This is a genomic window from Kitasatospora sp. NPDC015121 (assembly GCF_055562955.1).
In genome coordinates this window covers 178706-197996 of record NZ_JBVHEH010000010.1, presented here as the reverse complement: position 1 = coordinate 197996, position 19291 = coordinate 178706, and the positions used below count along the sequence as shown (strand labels likewise).

At 76.0% G+C, this 19291-nt stretch carries 16 protein-coding genes; 4 read left to right on the top strand and 12 right to left on the bottom strand.

Going from position 1 to position 19291, the window contains the following annotated elements; all coding sequences use genetic code 11:
- Positions 1-11 precede the first annotated feature (11 nt).
- From ACZ3J7_RS17060 to ACZ3J7_RS17015, 10 genes are all read right to left on the bottom strand, one after another.
- On the bottom strand, positions 12-1064 hold the full coding sequence (locus ACZ3J7_RS17060) for a ketoacyl-ACP synthase III family protein (protein WP_465621475.1): 1053 nt from the start codon (positions 1062-1064) through the stop codon (positions 12-14).
- Positions 1061-2335: a cytochrome P450 gene (locus ACZ3J7_RS17055; protein ID WP_465621473.1), complete on the bottom strand. Its 1275-nt coding sequence runs from the start codon at positions 2333-2335 to the stop codon at positions 1061-1063. Before ACZ3J7_RS17055 ends, ACZ3J7_RS17060 begins: the two co-directional genes overlap by 4 nt.
- Entirely contained in the window at positions 2332-3246 is a 915-nt protein-coding gene (locus ACZ3J7_RS17050; protein WP_465621472.1) for a hypothetical protein, read from the bottom strand. The genes ACZ3J7_RS17055 and ACZ3J7_RS17050 overlap by 4 nt, the downstream gene beginning before the upstream one ends.
- Positions 3243-5960, bottom strand: a complete 2718-nt coding sequence (locus ACZ3J7_RS17045) for a PEP/pyruvate-binding domain-containing protein (RefSeq protein WP_465621470.1) — start codon at positions 5958-5960, stop codon at positions 3243-3245. Before ACZ3J7_RS17045 ends, ACZ3J7_RS17050 begins: the two co-directional genes overlap by 4 nt.
- Complete coding sequence (locus tag ACZ3J7_RS17040; RefSeq protein ID WP_465621468.1) at positions 5957-6715, bottom strand: nitroreductase family protein; 759 nt, start codon at positions 6713-6715, stop codon at positions 5957-5959. The genes ACZ3J7_RS17045 and ACZ3J7_RS17040 overlap by 4 nt, the downstream gene beginning before the upstream one ends.
- Positions 6709-7383, bottom strand: a complete 675-nt coding sequence (locus tag ACZ3J7_RS17035; RefSeq protein ID WP_465621466.1) for a methyltransferase family protein — start codon at positions 7381-7383, stop codon at positions 6709-6711. Before ACZ3J7_RS17035 ends, ACZ3J7_RS17040 begins: the two co-directional genes overlap by 7 nt.
- Before the next feature lie 122 nt (positions 7384-7505).
- Positions 7506-8705: an acyl-CoA dehydrogenase family protein gene (locus ACZ3J7_RS17030; RefSeq protein WP_465621464.1), complete on the bottom strand. Its 1200-nt coding sequence runs from the start codon at positions 8703-8705 to the stop codon at positions 7506-7508.
- Between the two features lie 152 nt (positions 8706-8857).
- Positions 8858-9940, bottom strand: a complete 1083-nt coding sequence (locus ACZ3J7_RS17025; protein ID WP_465621461.1) for a sigma-70 family RNA polymerase sigma factor — start codon at positions 9938-9940, stop codon at positions 8858-8860.
- On the bottom strand, positions 9919-10635 hold the full coding sequence (locus ACZ3J7_RS17020) for a formyltransferase family protein (RefSeq protein ID WP_465621459.1): 717 nt from the start codon (positions 10633-10635) through the stop codon (positions 9919-9921). The genes ACZ3J7_RS17025 and ACZ3J7_RS17020 overlap by 22 nt, the downstream gene beginning before the upstream one ends.
- Positions 10636-10793: 158 nt before the next feature.
- Entirely contained in the window at positions 10794-11828 is a 1035-nt protein-coding gene (locus tag ACZ3J7_RS17015) for an LLM class flavin-dependent oxidoreductase (RefSeq protein WP_465621457.1), read from the bottom strand.
- A 235-nt stretch (positions 11829-12063) separates the two neighbouring features.
- Between ACZ3J7_RS17015 and ACZ3J7_RS17010 the strand changes: the two genes are divergently transcribed.
- Positions 12064-12474 carry an SgcJ/EcaC family oxidoreductase gene (locus ACZ3J7_RS17010; RefSeq protein ID WP_465621455.1) on the top strand — a complete coding sequence of 137 codons (411 nt, stop codon included), beginning with the start codon at positions 12064-12066 and terminating at the stop codon, positions 12472-12474.
- 116 nt (positions 12475-12590) lie between these two features.
- Here the strand turns inward: ACZ3J7_RS17010 and ACZ3J7_RS17005 are convergent, their stop codons facing one another.
- Both ACZ3J7_RS17005 and ACZ3J7_RS17000 read right to left on the bottom strand, forming a co-directional pair.
- Complete coding sequence (locus ACZ3J7_RS17005; RefSeq protein WP_465621453.1) at positions 12591-13793, bottom strand: phthiocerol/phthiodiolone dimycocerosyl transferase family protein; 1203 nt, start codon at positions 13791-13793, stop codon at positions 12591-12593.
- A 62-nt stretch (positions 13794-13855) separates the two neighbouring features.
- Positions 13856-14179, bottom strand: coding sequence for an NIPSNAP family protein (locus ACZ3J7_RS17000; RefSeq protein ID WP_465621451.1), 324 nt, complete (start codon positions 14177-14179; stop codon positions 13856-13858).
- Positions 14180-14430: 251 nt separating this feature from the next.
- Between ACZ3J7_RS17000 and ACZ3J7_RS16995 the strand changes: the two genes are divergently transcribed.
- The 3 genes from ACZ3J7_RS16995 to ACZ3J7_RS16985 all read left to right on the top strand — a co-directional run bounded on the left by ACZ3J7_RS16995 (position 14431) and on the right by ACZ3J7_RS16985 (position 19234).
- The gene (locus ACZ3J7_RS16995; protein ID WP_465621447.1) at positions 14431-15939 is read left to right on the top strand and encodes an MFS transporter; all 1509 of its coding nucleotides are present in this window, start codon (positions 14431-14433) and stop codon (positions 15937-15939) included.
- Between the two features lie 160 nt (positions 15940-16099).
- The gene (locus ACZ3J7_RS16990; RefSeq protein ID WP_465621445.1) at positions 16100-17980 is read left to right on the top strand and encodes an FAD/NAD(P)-binding protein; all 1881 of its coding nucleotides are present in this window, start codon (positions 16100-16102) and stop codon (positions 17978-17980) included.
- Positions 17981-19234: a putative PEP-binding protein gene (locus ACZ3J7_RS16985; RefSeq protein WP_465621443.1), complete on the top strand. Its 1254-nt coding sequence runs from the start codon at positions 17981-17983 to the stop codon at positions 19232-19234.
- Positions 19235-19291: the final 57 nt, after the last annotated feature.

Sequence of the window (19291 nt, the reverse complement as noted above, 5' to 3'; positions counted from 1 at the left end):
CGAACAGGGATTCAGGGCCCGGCCCACGCGGGCCGGTCCACCAGCTCCACGACGGCGCAGGCCAGCGAGGCGCCGCCGTTGCTCATCATCAGCACGTGGTCGCCGGGGCCGACCGCGCCGGTCAGCAGCAGGTGCTCCAGGCCCACCACGTGGTCACAGGTGGCGAGGTGGCCCACCGTGCGGCCGAACTCCAGCAGGCCGCGCGAGGCGTCGACGCCCAGCGGGCCCAGCACGCTCTCCAGGTACGCCGCGCCGCCGGAGAACACGTGGGTGGCCCGGGTGATCCGGTCCGCCGTGACCCCCGCCTCGGCCAGGGTGCGGGTGCCCAGCGCGACCCGGGCGGCGTCCAGCGCCCGGCGGGCGTCGGCCGCCGCCACCGGATCGGACTCCCGGTGCCGCCGCAGCCGCTCGCCGATCCGCACCGGCCGCCCCAGCGACTGCTCCGGCGGGAACAGCGGCAGCCCGCCGCGGTACATCTCCTCCAGCGCGGGCACCGACAGCGTCCCCACCGCCAGCAGCCGGGCGAAACCGCCGCGCCGGGAGAGCACCACCGCCGCCCCCGCGTCGCCCAGCACCGACAGCCGGTTGGTGCCCGCCCCCTCGGCGTAGCGCCAGCGGTCGATCAACGGCGACCCGAAGTTGTCCGCCCCCGTCACCAGCGCCGCCGGCCGGTCGTCGCCGGCCAGCCAGCGGGCCGCCAGCTCCATCCCGGCCAGCATCCCGTTGCACGCCTGCCGCACCTCCAGCGCCGGCGCGTCCCCGCCCACCGTGCGGCGCTGCACGTAGCTCTGCGGCGGCCACGCCTCCGGCCCCTGCGCCATCGTCGAGGCGTGCAACAGCACCGCGACGTCCCCCGGCGGGTGCCCGGAACGCTCCAGCGCCGCCGTCGCCGCGATCACCGCCATCTCCGGCGCCGACACCTCACCGGCCACCGCGGCCCCCGTCCACCCGCTCTCCGCGGCCGTCCGGGCGTCGTACCACCCCCGCTCCACCGCCTCCCGCGCGCTCACCACCGGCGGCAGGTAACTCCCCACCCCCGCCACCCACAGCCCCGGCGTCCTCACCCGACACCCCCGCCACCGCTCGCGGCCGCGCCGACCGGGCACCCGCCCGCCGCGCCCGCCGCGCCCGCCGCGTCCCAGCGGACCGGGAGGGCCAGCGGGCCGCGGATGAAGGCGTTCTCGCGCCAGCGCAGCGCCTCCTCTGGGACGGCCAGGCGCAGGTCGGGCAGGCGGTGCAGCAGGGCGGCGAGGCCGGTGCGCAGTTCGACGCGGGCCAGGGGGGCGCCCAGGCAGAGGTGGCGGCCGTGGCCGAAGGCGAGGTGGGGGTTGTCGGCCCGGTCCGGGTCGAACAGGTCCGGGCGCGGGAACACCGATGCGTCCTGGTTGGCCGCGTCGTGCAGCGGCACCACCACCTCGCCGGCCCGCACCAGCACCTCGCCGAGGCGGACGTCCGCCAGGGCCACGTGCGCCGCCCCGCCGGTGCCGATCAGCGCGCTCCAGCGCAGCGTCTCCTCCAGCGCCCGGTCCAGTGCGGCCGGGTCGGAGCGCAGCCGCCCGGCCAGGCCCGGCCGCCGGAGGACCGTCAGCACGGTCATGGCGAGCTGGTTGGCGGTGGTCTCGAAGCCCGCCATCAGCGTGCCCGCGCCGAACACCACGATCTCCCGGTGGCTGAGCCGCTCGCCGTCCGGTGCCGCGAGCAGCCGGCTGAGCACGTCCCCGCCCGGCCGGCCCCCGGCGATCCGGGCCGCGTGCCGGTCGACCAGGTCGGTGAAGTACTCCTGGACCTGCCGGTGCGCCTCGGCGACGTCCTCGGGCGCCCGGCCGCCGACCGAGGTCATGGCGGCCATCAGCGGCCGCAGGCGCTGCCCGTCCTCGGCGGGCATGCCGAGCAGTTCGGTGACCACCGAGAGGGCGAACGGCACGGTGAACCCCTCGACCAGGTCGGCCGGTTGCGGCAGCGCCGCCAGCCCGTCCAGGGCCAGGCCGGCCAGCTCGCGCACCCGGGGCGCCAGCTGCCGGGCCCGCCGGGCGGTGAAGTCCGGGAGCACGGCCCGGCGGCGCCGGCTGTGCACCGGCGGGTCGCTCACCGCCAGCGAGATCGAGTCGGGGGAGCGGGCGAACATCGGCCGGCCCGGGAACGCCTCCCGGCTGAACCGGTCGTCCGAGAGCACCGCCCGGACCTCCTCGTACCGGGTGACCAGCAGCGCCTCGACGCCGCTGGGCAGCACCACCCGGGGCAGGCCGGGCTCGGCCACCAGTTGCGCGTACCGGTCCGGTGGACGCGCGTCGGGGCAGGCGGGGAACGGGAAGCCGGGGAGGGCCTCGGAGCTCAACGCGCGTCCTTTCCGAGCAGGGCGACGGCCAGGTCGGCCAGGAAGGTGCAGATCAGGAAGAGCGCCGCCGCCCAGGCCGGCCAGCGCACGGCCGACCGCCGGAAGAACCGGTCGGCGCCCAGGGCGACGAGGACCAGCGGGGCGAGCACCAGCCACCCCCACGGCCCGGCACCCGCGCCACCGGCCCACGGCCGGGTCAGCAGCAGGCCCAGCGCCACCGACAGCCCGGCCCCGGCCAGCGCCGCCACGGCGGTGCCGCCGACGCCGTACGCGGTGACGTAGCTGCGCTCGCCCGGCGCCGGACGCCTGGTCAGCTTCCGCCCGTACTCGAGGTGCGCGAACACCGCGACGGCGGCCAGCACCGGCAGCAGGTCGTGCCGGCCGGGCGCCAGCCCGGCGTCGTGCAGCACCCCCGCGCCCAGGTAGCCGTTGAGCAGCAGCTGCACCGGCAGGCCGAGCAGGGCGCCGAACACCATGTCGTCGCCCGGGGGCCACCGCCAGCGCAGGTCCAGCCCCAGCAGGACCAGGGCGTACCCGAGCGGCGCCAGGGCCGCCGCCGCCACCGCGGCCCCGCGCGGCGCGTTCAGGGCGAGCACCGCGAGGGCGCCCGCCGCGATCAGCACGGCGAGGTCCCGGGGCCGGACGGCGCCCGACGCCAGCGGACGGCGCGGGTTGTGCACCCGGTCGTAGTCCAGGTCGCGCAGGTCGTCCACGGCGCGCATCAGCAGCACCAGCACCACGAAGCTCGCCGCGGTCGCCACCGTCGCCCAGCCCGGCCAGCGGCCCGGCAGGCGCGGGTCGGCGAGCACGAACAGCGCCGAGCCGCCCAGCGCCCAGGACAGCGCGTAGGGCAGGTAGAACAGCGGGGGGAAGCTGCCCGCCAGGTAGCGGCCCAGTCGGACGGCGATCACGACGGCCCCTCCACCAGCCGGACCGTGCCCGAGGTGCCGTCGAGCTCCACCCAGGCGCCGTCCGGGATCCGGGTCGTCGCGCCGGGCACCGCCACCACCGTGGGCACCCCGAGCAGCCGACCGGTGATCGCGGTGTGCGACAGCATCGTGCCGCGCTCGACCACCAGGCCCTTCGCCGCGGTCATCAGGAACAGCCAGCCCGGATCGGTCTCCCGGGCCACCAGGACCGCGTCCCGGCAGGACTCGGGGGAGACGTCCGGATCGAGCACCACCCGGGCCCGGGCCCGCACCAGGCCCGCGCTGGAGGCCAGGCCGCGCAGCACCCCGTCCTCCGGCCCGTCCGCGGCGGGACCGTCCGCGCCGTCCGGGACGTCCGCCGGCACCGCCGGGGCCAGCGGCACCCCGGCCGCGGTGACCAGGTCGGTGGCGGGGGCGGGCCGCTCCGCGGCGCGCTCCCGCCCGGCCCGGCGCAGCGCCGCCAGGTCGCGCGGCCGGGCGCCCGGCAGGGTGCCGTCGAACGCGCCGAGCACCTCCTCCACGGTCAGGTCGAACACGTCCTCGGCGCGGTCCAGGTGACCGGCCCCGGCGAGCAGCGCACCGAGCCGCAGCAGGACCCGCCGGGACAGGCCGTACAGCTCGGTGCGGCAGAACCGGGTGTCCTCGCGGACCTTGATCAGGGAGCGCACCAGCGCGGCCAGCGCCCGCAGCACGGCCCGGCGCACCGGGCCCCGGCAGGACTCCCGCAGCCGCTCCTCGGCGGCCGCGCGCACCCGCCGCTCGTCGGCGCGGCTGCCCTCGACGGTGCGGCCCTGGCGGACCAGCGGCGCCACCATGTCCAGCACCATGCCCGGGTCCTGCCGGGGCGTCGGCTGCTCCAGCTTCAGGTCGCCGGCCGCCCGGTCGCCGTAGCGGCGCAGGTGCTCGGCGGCGGCCCGGGCCGGGCCGGGGCCGTACACGCCGTCGACCAGCTCCGCCCACGCCGCCCGGCGGGCGGCGGCGTCCCCGGCGCCGAGCACCCGGGCCCGGGCCCGCGGCTCGGCACCGAGCAGCTCGGCCAGCGCCAGCCCGGAGCGCAGCGCCGCCAGCGAGCGGTTCTCCGGCCCGCCCGCGAGCAGCCCGGTCATCAGCACGTGGTCGCGCTGCCCGGCCCAGCGCCGCAGCAGCGCGTCCAGCACCACGGTGACCTGCATGGTCAGGAAGCTGTTGGTCAGCGTGGTGCCCCAGCGCGCCCCGACCCCGGCCCACATCCGCCGGTGGAAGGCGATCAGCTCCTCCGGCCCCCAGTCGTCCAGCCCCGCGCCGGACGCGGCCAGCGCGTCCCACCAGCGCAGCAGGCCGCGCACCTCGGCGGGGTGCCGTAGCAGGCGGCGCACCGTGGACGGGACGAGCGCCAGGGCGCGGCGGCGCCAGCCCGGCTCCAGCGGCCGCCGGGGGTCGCCGGCCAGGCCCATGGCGTGCTCCCACCAGCCCCGGACGAACTCGAACTCCCGCAGCTGGCCGTGGAGTTCGTACCAGTCGTCGATCCGGTAGAAGACCCGGCCGCCGTGCAGGCCGACCATCCGCTCCAGCCGGTGCGCCTGCCCGCGCAGCCGCTCCTCGGAGACGCCCATCCGCCGGTACAGGTCGGTGAAGATCGACCGGTAGAACTCCCGGGCCAGGCTGTAGGTCAGGGCGCCGGACACCCCCGGGTAGCTCTCGGTGATGTTGTGGTTGCTCCAGCGGACCGGCGCCGCGCCCGGCTCGGGCAGGACCATCGGCCGGGCCTGCAGCACCTGGAGCCCACCGTCCTCGGTGAACGCGCCCTCGATGTCCTGCGGGCCGCCGAAGTGCTCCTCGATCCGCTCGGCCACCTCGGTGACCCGGGCGAGCTGCTCCCCGTCCAGCACCGGCCGGTCGGCCAGCGCGGCCGGCACCTCCAGCGGCGCGGGCCCGCCGGGGCCGCCGGGCACGGGCGGGCCGAGCATCCGCCGCTTGTGGGCGAGCCGGGAGCGGACCCCACCCCCGGGGCGGGCGACGAAGAAGTGGTCGACGTCGGCGCGCTCCTGGACGACGCCCTCGCCGATCCCGTACGCGGCGGCCACCACGTGCCGCCCGCCGCCGTCCCGCGGGTCCCGGGTGAACGCCACGAACGACCGGGCGCCCGGCACCATCCGCTGCACGCCGACCGCGACCCGGGTCGCGGCCGGGTCGGCCCCCCGGTGCAGCCGGTAGTGCACGGCCTGCGCCCGGTAGGCGGACGCCCAGCAGTCGGCCACCCGGTCCAGCAGGTCGGCGCGCGGCACGTACAGGAAGCTGTCGCTCATCCCGGCGAACGGGTCGCCGCCGTCGTCCTCGCCCGGCAGGCCCGCCGCCGGCACCACGCAGGCGCGCACCGCGACCAGCCCGTCCGGGCCGGCCAGCGCGTCGAAGGCCGCCAGCACCCGCGCGGCCAGCGGCTCGGGGACCCGCAGGCCGGCGGCGGCCGCCCGGGCCCCGGCGGCCCAGGCGCGGACGGCCGCCGGGTCGTCGGCCGGCGGCGCGGCGGCGAGCCCGGCGCGCAGGTCGGCGGTGGCCAGGTCGAAGGCGGCGGCGGGCAGCCCGAACAGCTCCGGCACCGGGAAGCCGGCCTGCCGCATCGACTCCAGCCGGGCGAACTTGTGCCCCATCACGGCCGCGTCGAGCAGGTCGGCGCCGTGCACCGGCCCGACCGGGGGCGCGTCGGTCCGGACGCTCATCCGCGCGCCCCGTTCCGGTCGCCGGCCCCGTTCCAGCCGTCGAGGTGCAGCACCTCGTCCAGCGGTCGGCGCGGTCCGGGCCGGAACCGGGCCTTGCGGGCGTACGCGACGGGCAGCAGCCCGCCCTGCCGCACCCCCGGGGGGAGCCCGAGCAGCGCGGCGACCTCGGCCTCGGCGTCCAGGTGGACGGTGGTGAGCACGGTGCCCAGGCCCCGGGTGCGGGCGGCCAGCATGAAGCTCCAGGTGGCGGGCGTCAGCGAGGCCCACACCCCGGCCTGGTTGTCGGCCGTCAGCCGGCGCTCGCCCAGCTCCAGGCAGGGCAGCACCAGGACGGGCACCCGGTGCAGCTTGTCGGCCAGCTCCCGGGCCGAGGTGATCGCGCGGAGGGCGGCCGGGTCGGCCTCCGCGGGCCGCTCCAGCTGCGCGGCGTAGCGCCGGTGGAAGGCGGACCGGTAGACCTCGGCGACCTCGGCGCGCCGGTCGGGGTCGGTGAGCACGATCCAGCGCCAGTCCTGCCGGTTGGCGCCGTTCGGCGCCTGGAGGGCGATCCGCAGGCAGTCCTTGACGACCTCCAGCGGCACCGGCCGCTCCAGGTCCAGGCCCCGGCGCACCGCGCGGGTCGTGGTCAGCAGCTCCTCGCAGCTCAGTTCCGCCGGGCCGGCCGGCGCGCCCACCACGGCGGTCGGCTCCGCGGCGGCCGGCTCCGCGACGGCGGGCTCCAGCACGGCCGCGCCCACCAGGGCCGGGCTCACCACAGCCCCGGCACCAGACGGGAGTGGCCGGCCGCGTAGTCGCGGTACGCGGGAATGGCCAGCAGCGCCCGCTCCTCGACCCGGATCCGCCAGGCCAGCACGGCCGCCAGCGCGGCCAGCGCCAGCACGGCGGTCCAGTTCAGGAAGAACAGCACCAGCCCGACGTGCGCGGTCAGCATCCCCGCGTACGCCGGGTGCCGGATCACCCGGTACGGACCGGTGCGGACGATCGAGTCGTCGTCGCGGCGGATCACGTAGTGCGAGTAGAAGCGGCCCAGGGTGCGCATCGCGACCAGGCGCAGCGCGATGCCGCCGAGGTAGAGCGCCAGGGCGACCGGCAGCCACGGCAGGGCGCGCTCCCAGGCGACCGGCGCCAGCACGGACGCCGCGACCGTGGCGAACCGGGTGCAGCCGTACACCACCAGGGTGCCCACCTCGTGCGGCGGCGCGTCCGGCCGGCCGAGCGTCACCGGCATCTCGTACAGCAGCCACAGCAGGTTCGCGACCACGAACGCGACGGCCCACCAGTGCAGCGGCTGGTCGTCGCGCCGCAGGTTCACCACCAGCCCGGCCGCGTTCACCACCACCCCGAGCCCGAACAGGGCGGGCCCGATCAGGGCGGTGGGCCGCCATCTCCGGGAGCCCGGCGCACTCAGCGGGTCGTCGGTCATGGGGCGGCACCTCGGCTTCCGTTAGCGGCGGCGTGACGAGGCCCCAGTCTGGTGCGGTCGGGCCGGGCGGCCTTCTCGCAGATTGCTCGGTCCCGCCGCCGCGCCGGCTGACGGTGCGTCGGCTAACGGCGCATCACCAACGGCTCCTCGCTGAGCAGGTAGGCGCCGACCGTCTCGAAGTGCGAGTAGGAGAGCGCGATGTGCTTGGTGACCGAGTTGACGTCCCGGAAGGCCCGCTCCAGCCGGCTGGAGGTGTACAGCGAGGTCGTCCCGGCCAGCGTGTACGCGGCCTCCACCGCCGCCGTCGCGGCCTCGCCGACCGTCGCCGAGGCGAGCCGGACCAGCGAGCTGAGGTCGTCGCCGGCCGTACCGGACTCCTCGACCTGCCGGGCCGCCTCGAACAGCAGCAGCCGGGCCGAGTACAGCGCCGCCTCGGCGCGCGCGAACCGCTCCTGGACGACGTGGTTGGCGGCGAGCTTCCGGGTGCCGCTGGCCGGGGTCTTGGCGTGCGCGGTGGTCCAGAACGCGTCCAGCGCGTCCTGCGCCACGCCGAGCGCCACCGGCGCGGTGGAGAACGGCCCGAAGTCGAAGTACCCGATGGGGTAGGCCCGGGAGGCCCGCTCCGGCGGCGGCTGGACCATCCGGCCCTTGCGGACGGCGTACGCGTCGGAGACGAACCGCTCCTCGACCCGGAAGTGGTTGCTGCCGGTGCCGCGGAGGCCCACGGTGTACCAGGTGTCCTCGATCCGGACCTCGGAGGCGGGCACGTACAGCATCACGATGTCCGGGCCGGTCGGCGTCTGCACCGGCTGCCAGTCCTCGCAGACCAGCGCCGTGCACACCAGCCAGTCGGCGTGCGCCGCGCCGGAGCCCATCGCCCACTCCCCGCGCAGCAGCCAGCCGCCGTCCACCGGCTGGGCCAGGCCGGAGGGCTTGACCCCGCCGACCGCGAAGCCCTCGCAGTCCAGGAACAGCTCCCGGGAGGTCGGCTCCGGCAGGTAGTCGGACAGCCGGCCGATGGCGCCCTGGACGCCGATCTGCCAGGACACCGAGGCGTCCAGCCGGGCCAGCGCCTCCAGCGCGTACATGCCCGCGGTCAGCGAGACCTGCTCGCCGCCGAACGCCCGGGAGACCCACATCCGGGTGAAGCCGGCGTCCCGCAGGGCCTCGTAGACCTCCCGCGGCATCCTCCGCTCGCGTTCGGCCGCGTCCCGGTGCGCCTCCACCACCGGGGCGACCCGGTCGACCCGGGCGAGCCACTCGCACTGCTCGGGCGTGGGGGCGGCTTCCGGGAGCCGGTACCGCTTCAGACGATCGTTCATGGGGTTCGCTCCTTCGATCCGGTCCGAGCCGCGCGCCACCGTTGACGGGGGCGGGTATCCGGGAGGGGACACCAGTGTCGGACGGACCGCCGGGAGCGGACTCCTCCCATCGTGCCCTCTCGGGCGGACGGGCGGGGCCCCGCGGCGGGCGGTCAGGAGCGGGGCAGCCCGCGCGCGTCGAGCTCGGTCGGCAGGCCGAAGGCGGCGTACACCACGGGGTCCTGGAACACCGAGGTGCGGCTGATGCCGTCGGCGGTGACGGTGAACACCTGGAGGGTGTGCAGCAGGTAGCCCTCGCCGGCGCGCCGGTAGGCGGCGAAGCCGGGCTGGCCGTTGGCGCCGATCCGCTCCAGGTGCCAGTCCGTGCCGGACTTCTCGAACACCCAGTCCATGAACCGGCCGTAGTCGTCCCGGCCGGTGAACCAGTTGAGCATCGGCGGCATCTCCATCAGGACGTCCTCGGTGAGCAGCCGCTTGAGGCTCTCCACGTCGGCGTTCTCGAAGGCCTTCATGTAGCGGTCCACCCAGGCCCGCTGCTCGGCCGCCAGCGGCTCGCCCAGGGACTCGTGCCCGATGCCGGCCTCCTTGAGCCGGGCCCGGGCCCGCTGCAGGGAGCTGTTCACCGACACCACCGTGGTGCCGAGGATGTCCGCGGACTCGGCGGCCGAGAAGCCGAGCACGTCCCGCAGGATGAGCGCGCCGCGCTGCCGGGCCGACAGGTGCTGCAGGGCGGCGGCGAACGCCAGCCGCAGGCTGCTGCGGCCGATCACGGTGCCGGCCGGGTCGCCGCTGTCCAGCAGCGAGTCCGGGAACGGCTGCAGCCACGGCACCTCGTCCCCGCGGACCAGCGGGTCCAGCGGGTCGGCCTCGGTCACCAGCCCGGACGGCAGCGGCCGCCGGGCGGAGCCCTTGAGCGCGGTCAGGCAGGCGTTGGTGGCGATCCGGTACAGCCAGGTGCGCGGCGCGCTGCGGGTCTCGTCGTACTGCTCGCGCGCCCGCCAGGCCCGCAGGTAGGTCTCCTGGACCAGGTCCTCGGCGTCGTGGACGGTGCCGAGCATCCGGTAGCAGTACGCCAGCAGCTCCGACCGGTACGGCGCGATGCGGCGGTCGAAAACGTCTCCTGCGGTCACCGCGCGCCCCTTCCGGCCCTCCTGGCGGCCGTGGTGGTCCGCACGGCCGCACGACTGTACCGCGCGCGGCGGCCGACGGGTGGTCAGAACCCGTTCAGCGCCCACCGGTCGCCGCGCACCGCGCCGGAGCCGGGGACGGGCAGCTCGATCAGCTCGGGCTTGAACAGCGGCGGGACGCCCATCGCCGGCTCCCAGCCGGCCAGCGACTCGTCCTGCTCGACCTCGACCCGGTGGCCGCGCTCCAGGTCGTTCACCACCCGCAGGATCAGGCGCACGCCGAGCGGCGTCAGGTGCTCGCGCCACAGCGACTCGACGGTGGAGCCGGGCGGGACGAGCAGGTGCTCCTGGGCGGCGATCGGGCCCGCGTCGGTGCGCTCGGTCAGGTGGTAGACCGAGCCGCCGGTGACCCGGTCGCCGTCGCGGATCGTCCAGCGGATCGCGTCCCGGCCCCGGTGCAGCGGCAGCAGGCTCGGGTGGTAGCCGATCGCGGCGACCCGGGCCCGGGCCCGGGTGCGGCGGCCGATGAACGCGTGCGAGTGCGCGGCCAGGATGATGTCGGTCGCGTCCGGTATGTGGTGCGCCCGCAGGTCGGTGGACGGCGTCCAGTCGATGCCGCGCGGGTACGCCCAGGACCGCAGCCGGTCCCAGGTCATCGGGTTCGCGTCGTCCTCCGGGCCCTGGCCCGGGGCGAGCCGCCGCCGCTGGCGCGGCGCGGCCACCCCCACGATCTTGTGCTCCTCGACCAGGGCTTCCGCCACGGTGACGGCGAACCCCCCCTGACCGGACAGGTAGATGTTCACGGGGCCTCCTGATGGCAGTGGCTGCGCAGCGGTGACGGCAGCGGTGACGGCAGTGGCTGCGGCAGTGGCGGTGGGTGTGGCCACGAGCGTAGGGGCGGCCGGCGCCGCCGGGCTGCTTCGGTATTGCCCGAGTCCGCGCGGCCCGGCGGGCGGGGCGGTCAGTCCCCGAACGCCTCGCAGGTGCCCAGCAGGCTCTCCTCGAAGCCGCCCTCCGGCATGCCCTTGCCCGCGGTGAACAGCAGGGCCTCGTCGTAGACGCCGTCGAAGCCGGCCGCGAACCGCTCCCGGGCCTCCGCGGGCGTGCCGTGGACGGCCAGCGTGTCGAGCATCCGCTCGGAGACGGCGGCCGCCACGGCCCGCATGTCGCGCCGCCCGAACGCCTCGCGGATCGCCGCGACCTCGGACTCGAAGCCGTGGAAGGCGACCAGCGGGGCCGCCGAGTCCCGGGCCGCGAACACCGCCAGCTGGGTGGCGGCCAGCGCCCGGGCCCGGGCCGGGTCCTCGCTCACCGCGCAGATGGTCATCCCGGTGATCGGGACGGGCCGCTCCCGCCCGGCCCGTTCGGCGGCCTGGGCCAGGGCGGGCCGGACCACCTCCGAGGCGAAGGCGGCGCTGCACAGCGGCAGGCCCATCAGCCCGTCGGCGACCGCGCCCGCGGCCCGGAGCATCGGGCCCCGCCCGCCCGCGAGCAGGATCGGCGGGCGCTCCGTCCCGGCCGGGTCGGCCGGCCGGGGCCAGGGCTGGAGCGTCGGGTCGACCGGGATGCGGCAGCGGTAGAACGCGCCCTGGTGGTCCACCGGCTCCGTGCCGACCTCCCAGATCCGCCGGATCAGCGGCACCAGCTCGGCCAGCCGGGCCGCGGGCCGGGTCTCGTCGAGGCCGTGCCAGTCGGAGATCACCTGCGGGTTCCCGGTGCCCAGCCCCAGCGTGACCCGGCCCGGCGCGAGCTCCGCCAGCGACCGGAACTCGGTGGCGGTGGCCACCGGGGTGCGGCCCAGCGCCCAGGCGATGGCCGACCCGATCCGGATCCGCGAGGTCGCCGCGGCGACCGCGGCCAGCGTCACCACCGCCGAGCGGTCGTAGAACTCGCTGGAGTGGAAGGACGGCAGCCCGCGCCGCTCGGCCTCCACCGCCACCCGCACCGCCAGCGGCACCGTCCCGGCCTGCACCGCCAACCCCGGCCTGGTCTTCATCGCACCGTCCACCTGGACCTCCCGTCCGAAGCGCCGAAGCGCCGCACCACCGAAATCACGTGGCCACGACGCTATTTCCCGCTCCCGGCGCCCGGCTTCTCCGACGTTGTGCAGGCCCGCGGGGCCCGGCGGGAAAAAACTTCCCCGCCGGCGCGATGAGTTCCGGGGCCGCCGCCGGTATGTACGGGTGAGTCCGTCGGAACAGCCAGGCGGACCTGCTCCGAGGGAGATTCCAATGTCTGTCACCCGTACCGAAGACGAGGCCGCGATCAACGCCGTGCTGGGCGCGACCTACCGGGCATGGGAGGCCAACGACGCCGACGCCTTCGTCGCCCACTACAACGAGGACGCGACCGCCATCCTGCCCGGCTCGCTGCGCGGCAGCCGCGAGGTGATCCGGGAGAGCATGGCCAAGGGCTTCGAGGGGATGCTCAAGGGCAGCTCGACCTACAACAAGCAGCTCAGCCTGCGCTTCCTCGGCGACTCCGCCGCGATCGTGGTCAGCGAGTCCGGCATCCTGTTCGCCGGGGAGACCGAGGTCCCCGACGCCCGCAAGATCAACGCCACCTGGGTCCTGGAGAAGAAGGACGGCTCGTGGCACATCGCCGCCTACCACAACAGCGCGATGCTGGCGCCCGCGCACTGACCCCCGGGCGCGGCGCGCACCGCGGGAAGGCCCCCGCTCCGATGCTCCGGAGCGGGGGCCTTCCGCGTGCTGGCCTTCCGCGGGCGGGGGCCGGTGCGCGGGCGGGCGCCGCGCGGTCAGTCCAGGCCGGCCAGCAGCAGCGCCTCGAACTGCTTGGCCAGCTCCTCGATCACCTCGGTGCGGTGGAACGCCGTGTCGTAGACCAGGTCGAGGGTGAGCCGGCCGGCCACGGTCGAACCGAACAGGGTCGGCACCGGCCCGCGCGAGGTGGTGGCCCACCGGCTGTCGACGACCCGCAGGCCCTCCGGCACCGGGTACTCCTCGATGACGCCGATGTTCGAGACCATGAACGAGATCGGCGGCAGCGGGGTGGCCTCGCCCACCGCGCGCTGGGAGACCAGCCGGTGCTGGACCTCCTCCTGGGCCAGGGCCTCCTTGAGCTGCGCGCCGATCCGCCGGCCCACCTCGGCGGGGCGGTCGTCCGCGTCGACGCCGGTGGAGCAGACCAGCCGCGCCACGCAGCAGAACGGCGCGTCCGGGGCGATCGGCGGCTCCACCCGGGAGCGGAGGTCCACGGCGAACGCGGGCGCCACCGGCAGCGGCCCGGCCTCCGGGAACCGGGCGCGCACCGCGCACGCCATCGCCCCGACCATCAGGTTGGTGAGCGAGACCCCCTCCCGGCGGGCGGTGGCGAGCAGCGCGGCCGTGACCTCCGGCTCGAAGGAGAAGGCCCGCACCGCCAGCTCGCCGGGCGCGTCGGCCGCCCCGTGCAGGGTCAGCGGCGGCTCGCCCGCCGGGGGCAGCCGCACCGGCCCCGGCTCGTACGCGGCGAGCAGCGCCTCCTCCAGCGACCCCTCGAACGCGGACCGGCCGCTCGGCGCGCCCTCCACCCCGCGCAGCCCGTCGGCGTAGTGGCCGAGCAGGCGGCGCAGCAGCAGGGTGTTCAGCCGGGCGTCGCTGCCCGCGTGGTCCCCGGCGAAGCTGAGCACCGCCGAGTCCGGCCCCTGGGCGAGCGTGACCCGGTAGATCCGGCGGTCGTCCGGCAGCTCGGTGTTGAGGACCCGGGCGAGTCCGTTGTCGCCCGGGGCGACGAGTTCCAGGCCCGGCCCGTCCTCGCCCAGTTCGACGGAGATCGCGTCCGGGGTGCGGCGGAAGGAGCAGCGCACCAGCGGGTGGTCGCGCTGGAGCAGCTCCAGGGCCCGCTCCAGCGCCGCCGGGTCCACCCGGCCCTCCAGCGTGACGCTCGCGACGACCGGCCCGACGCGCCACAGGTAGAACAGGGACTCGAAGAAGGTGAGGGAACGGCGCTCGTGCGTCATCGGCGAACCTTTCGTGCAGCCGGGGGACACCCGGGGGAGGGGAGCGGGGCGGTCGGCCCCGGTCACGACGCGAACGGCGCGGGGGAGAGGATCCGGCGGTCGAGCCGGGCCACCAGCGGGCCGTCGAGCTCGCTGAGCCGCTTGGCCTCGATCCACCGGGGGTCGCTGAAGAAGGACGTCCAGTTGCGCTCCAGGGCGTCGTAGGAGTCGTGCCGCAGCACGTAGACGACCTGGCCCATGGTCTGCGGGCCGAACTCGGTCAGCGAGATGAAGACCACCTCCATCCCGTGCTTGCCGAGCAGTTCCACGGCGTGCTCGTTGAACCGGCGGATCAGGTCGGGCAGCCGGCCGGGGACGGCGGTGTACTCACGCAGCTCGTAGATCATGGAAGCTCAACTCCCTTTCAGGGAAGGCATGTTGGTCCCGATGGCCGGGGTCCGGCGCGGCGCGGGTTCGCGTCCGGGAGCCTAGCCACGGGACACCCGGGCGGGCTTCTCCCTGAGTGCCCCGGCATTCCCGCGCGGGTCCGCGCGCGAACGGCGATGAGTTCCGCCCCCCTCGCCGGTATGTAGACCGAGCCCGGTCGACGGCACCCCCCGCCGCGGCCCGGGAACGGAACGACCGAACGGAGAGAGCCATGACCACGGCAGGGTCGGCGACGCAGCCGACCGCGGCGCCCGCCGCAGAGTCCGACCGGCGGTGGATGATGCTGGTACTGCTGCTGCTCGGACAGTTCATGGGCCTGGTCGACGTCTTCATCGTCAACGTGGCCACGCCCTCGATCGGCAGCGAGCTGCACGCCTCCGGCGCCGCCCTGCAACTGGTCGTCGGCGGCTACACCGTCGCCTACGCGATGCTGCTGATCACCGGCGCCCGGCTCGGCGACCTGTACGGGCGGCGCCGGATGTACCTGCTGGGCGTCGTCGCGTTCACCCTCACCTCGGTGATCTGCGCGTTCGCGCCCAACGCCGCGACGCTGGTGGTGTTCCGCTTCGCCCAGGGCGCCAGCGCGGCGGTCATGGTCCCGCAGATCATGAGCGTCATCCAGATGCAGTTCCAGGGCCCGGCGCGCGCCAAGGCGCTGTCCGCGTACGGCGCGGTGCTGTCGACCGGCGCGGTGGCCGGCCTCGTCCTCGGCGGCGTGCTCGTCAACGCGGACCTGTTCGGCGCGAGCTGGCGCCCGGTGTTCCTGGTCAACGTGCCGATCGGCCTGGTCCTGATCGCGCTCGTCCCCCGGCTCCTCCCGAAGGACGCCCCGACCGGCCGCCGCAAGCTGGACCTGTACGGCCTGGCACTGGCCGTCCCGGCGGTGTTCCTGCTGGTCCTGCCCGCCGTCCTCGGCCGCGAACTGGACTGGCCGGCCTGGACGTTCGTCTGCATGGCGGCCGGCGTCGCGCTCGCCGCCGTGTTCGTCCGGGTCGAGCGCGGCATCGCGGCCCGGGGCGGCGACCCGCTGCTCAACCTCGCCGTCCTGCGCGCCCCCGGCATGTCGATCGGCATGATCACCGTGGTGTGCGTCCAACTCACCTACGGCGGCTTCCTGTTCGTCTTCACCCTGCACCTCCAGCAGGGCCTGGCCGAGAGCGCGCTGCGGGCCGGCCTGACCTACCTCCCGATGTCGATCACCTTCGGCCTGGCCGGGTTCTACTGGCGCAAGCTCCCCGCCCGGATCCACCACCTGCTCGCCCCGGGCGGCCTGGCCGTCTCCGCGCTCTCCTACGGCCTGGTCGCGATCGCCATGCAGGACGGCGGCTCCGGCGGCGCGCTGATGTGGATCGGCACGATCCTCAACGGCGTCGGCATGGGCCTGTCGGTCAGCCCGCTGCTCACCCAGGCGCTGGTCAACGTGCCGATGGAGAAGGCGGCGGACGCCAGCGGACTGCTCACCACCATCGTCCAACTCGGCCAGGTCGGGGGCATCGCGGTGTACGGTGCGCTGTACCTGACGCTGGTCGACCGGACCGGCGACGGGGTGCGCGCCCACGTCCTGGGCACCGCGATGTCCACCAGCGCGGTCTGGATCCTGGTGGTGGCCGCGCTCGGCGTGGTCCCCGGCCTCCTGCTGTCCCGCATCGTCCTGCGGGCCCGCCGCCCCGCCCCGGCCGCCCCCGCGACCGTCCCCGCCCCGGCGGCCACCACCGACTGACCCCGCCCCCGGCGGCCGCCACCGGCCCCCCGACCGACCGCCGTCCCCCCGCACGGCTCCCCCCGGAACCGTCCGGAACCGCCCGAGCGCCGCGTCCCCCCGACGCGGCGCTCGGGCGGTTCCCGGCCCGGACCCCGCTCCGCGACCGAGAGGCTCCAGCATGACCCGCACAGCAACCCGCCCCAGGATCGTGGTGGTGGGAGCCGGACTGGCCGGCACCGCCACCGCCATCAGGATGCTCCGCTTCGCCCGCCGCCCGGTCGAGGTCGTCCTGCTGGAGCGGCGCACCGACTACCGCTCTGCCGGGGTCGCCTACCACCGGCCCGGGAACCCCTGGGACTACGTCTTCAACATCCAGGCCGGGCGGATGTCGGTGTTCCGGGAGGACGTCCTCGACTTCGTCCACTGGGCCAACCGGGAGGCCGACCGCGCCGACTGGCCCGCGCAGTGGGCCGACCACGAGTTCACCGAACCGGGCCCGGCGCCCCGGCGGATATTCCAGGACTACCTGGAGCAGCGGCTCGCCGAGGCCGCCCACCAGGCCGCCCCCGGCGTCCTGCTCACCGAGACCGACGGCGAAGCGGTCGACCTGGTGCCCACCCCCGCCGGGGCCGAGCTGACCGTCCGGCGCGCCGACGGCACCGACTACCCGCTGCCCGCCGCGCACGTGGTCCTCGCCACCGGCCTGGAGGAACGGGAACTGCCCTTCGCCACCGAGGTGCTGGACCACCCGCGCTTCGTCCGCCACCCCTACTCGGCCGACGGCGTCCGCCGGCTGGAGGCGCTGCCGCCCGAGGCCGACGTGGTCATCGTCGGCTCGGTGCTCAGCGCCTACGACTCGGCGGGCCTGCTGCTGCGCCGAGGCCACACCGGCACCATCCGGCTGGTCTCCCGCACCGGCACCATGTTCCGCTCCTACCCGGGCGGCCACGAGCACGGCGTGCTGCGCCTCCCCTGCCCCCGCACCCTGCTGGAGCCCTACCGCTACCGGGCGGAGTTCCTCGACCGGGTCCGCGCCGAGTGGACGGCGGCCTGCGTGGCCGTCACCCGCGAACACCCCGGCACCGCCCCCGACGTGGTCGCCGAACGGGTCGCCAAGGCCTGGGAGCCCCACCTGCCCGAGGCCCTCGCCCGCATCCCGTCCGCCGAACTGCGCCGCCTGCTCGACGAGTACGGCACCGCGATCGCCGCCCTCCGGGTCGGCGCCGTCCCCTACACCCTCGACGTCATCGAACGGGCGATGCGCACCGGCCCGGTCCGGCTGCTGGTCGGCGCGGTCCGGGCGGTCACCCCCGCCGAGTCCGGCCGGCTGGAGGTCACCGTCGTCGGCGCCGACGACAAGACGACCGTCGAGGCGGACCTGGTGGTCGCCAACTTCGGCCGGGAGAGCGACTACCGGCAGGTCGCCGGACCGCTCTGGCGCAACCTGCTCCGCCGAGGCCTCGCCACCCCGCACGAGCGCACCGGCCGCGGCCTGGAGGTCGACCACCGGGGCGTGCTGCTCACCCCGGCCGGCGGGCCCGCCGGCCCGCTCACCGCGGTCGGCCCGCTGCGCGAGGGCGACGAGATCGTGCGCAACGGCCGCACCGGCGCCTTCGCCTTCAACCTCGCCGCCATCAAGAACCACTCGATCGCGGTCGCGGCCCACGTCGTCGAGCGGCTGGAGCTCGCCGACCCCGCCGATGTGCCCGCCGCCGACCCCGCCGACCTCCCTTTTCCGGCCCGGGAGTTGGCCGGATCCGGTGCCCCTGACGGCACGTTCGAGGAAGCGGTCGACCCGGTGTTCGAGGAGGCTGTGAACCTGGAGGTGCGGAGGATGGCCACTGCGGCCCGGGCCCGGCGGGAGCGGATCGACGCCCGCCTGGACGCCCTGGTCGGCCCCCTCCCCACCCCGGACGACCCCGGACCCCGCCGCCTGCGCGCGGCGGTCACCCGGGCCGCCGTCCGACGGCTCACCGACGTCTCCATGACGCCGCGCCAACTGCGCCGTCACCTGGGGATCACCGACAACGCGGACAGCGACGAGGACACGGAGGACTGAGTGAACGGGCGACGGATCCAGGGCTTCATGCTCACCGGTGGCACCCGGGCCACCCTGCGCGGCACCTGCAACCGCACCGGGCACCCGCAGGAGGGATCCATCCTGATCGCCCCCCACCTGGAGGCGGGCCTGTACGACGCCATCGTCACGGCCGGCGCCGTGGTCTGCGGCGGGGGCGGCCAGACCGGCCACATGCAGTCCCTCTGCCGGGGCCGCGGCATCCCCGTCCTCCGGGTCGACGAGGCCGACCTCGCCGCCCTGGTCGGCGAGGTCACCCTCGACCTGGAGAACGGCTCGATCCTGCTCGACCCCGACCCGGCCCCGGCGCCCGCCCCCGCGCCGGGCGCCACCGCCCCCACCGCGGCGGACCTCGGCGCCGCCTGCGCGGTCATCGCCGACTTCCAGGACATCCGGACCGTCAACTCCTGCGGCCCGGAAGCCGCACGCGTCGACACCTTCTTCATCCGCGAGGAGTTCCTCTGCCTCGCCGCCGGACTCAGCCCGCTCGACGCCCTCGACGGCGGCCCCGAGCAGGTCGCCCGCTACGGGGCCGCCCTCGCCGAACGCCTCTGCTCCTTCGTCGAGGAGCTCATCCCCGGCCAGCGCCTCGTCCTGCGCCTGCTCGACCTGCGCTCCGACCACGCCGCCAGCGTCACCGAGCAGTCCGCCGTCGCCGTCGAGCCCAACCCCGAACTCGGCCTGCACGGCGCCCGCTGGCTGCTCGGCTCGGCCCCCTACCGGGACGCCCTGCACGCGATGCTCGACACGCTGCGCACCCGGCTCGGCGAGCAGGCCGCCCGGGTCCACCTCTCGGTGCCGTTCCTCAACGACGCCGACGAGTACGCCCAGCTGCGGGAGCACCTCGAACTCCCCCCGACCGTCCCGCTCTCCGCCTTCATCGAGACCCCGGCCGCCGTCCACGCCACCCCGGGCATCTGCGCCGCCGGCGCCAGCGAACTGTTCGTCGGCGTCAAGGACCTGGTCCAGTTCTACCTGGCCGCCGACCGCGGCAACCACCTGGTCGCCGACTCCTACCAGACCCGCCACCCCGCCGTCCTGGACGGCGTCCGCCGGGTCGTCGAGGCCGCCCGGGCCGCCGGCACCCCGGTCCGGGTCTTCTCGCTGGCCACCGACCTCGCCCACTACCTCGACCGGCTCCCCACCCCCGACGGCTACATGATGTGCACCGCCGAACTCACCGAGGTCCTCCGGCCGGAGCCGGTCCCCGTCGCGGCGGGCAGCAGGGCACGCTGAGAGAAGCGCGACCCGCCCCGGGACCACCAGGCTGTGGGGCGCGCGCGACACCCCGTG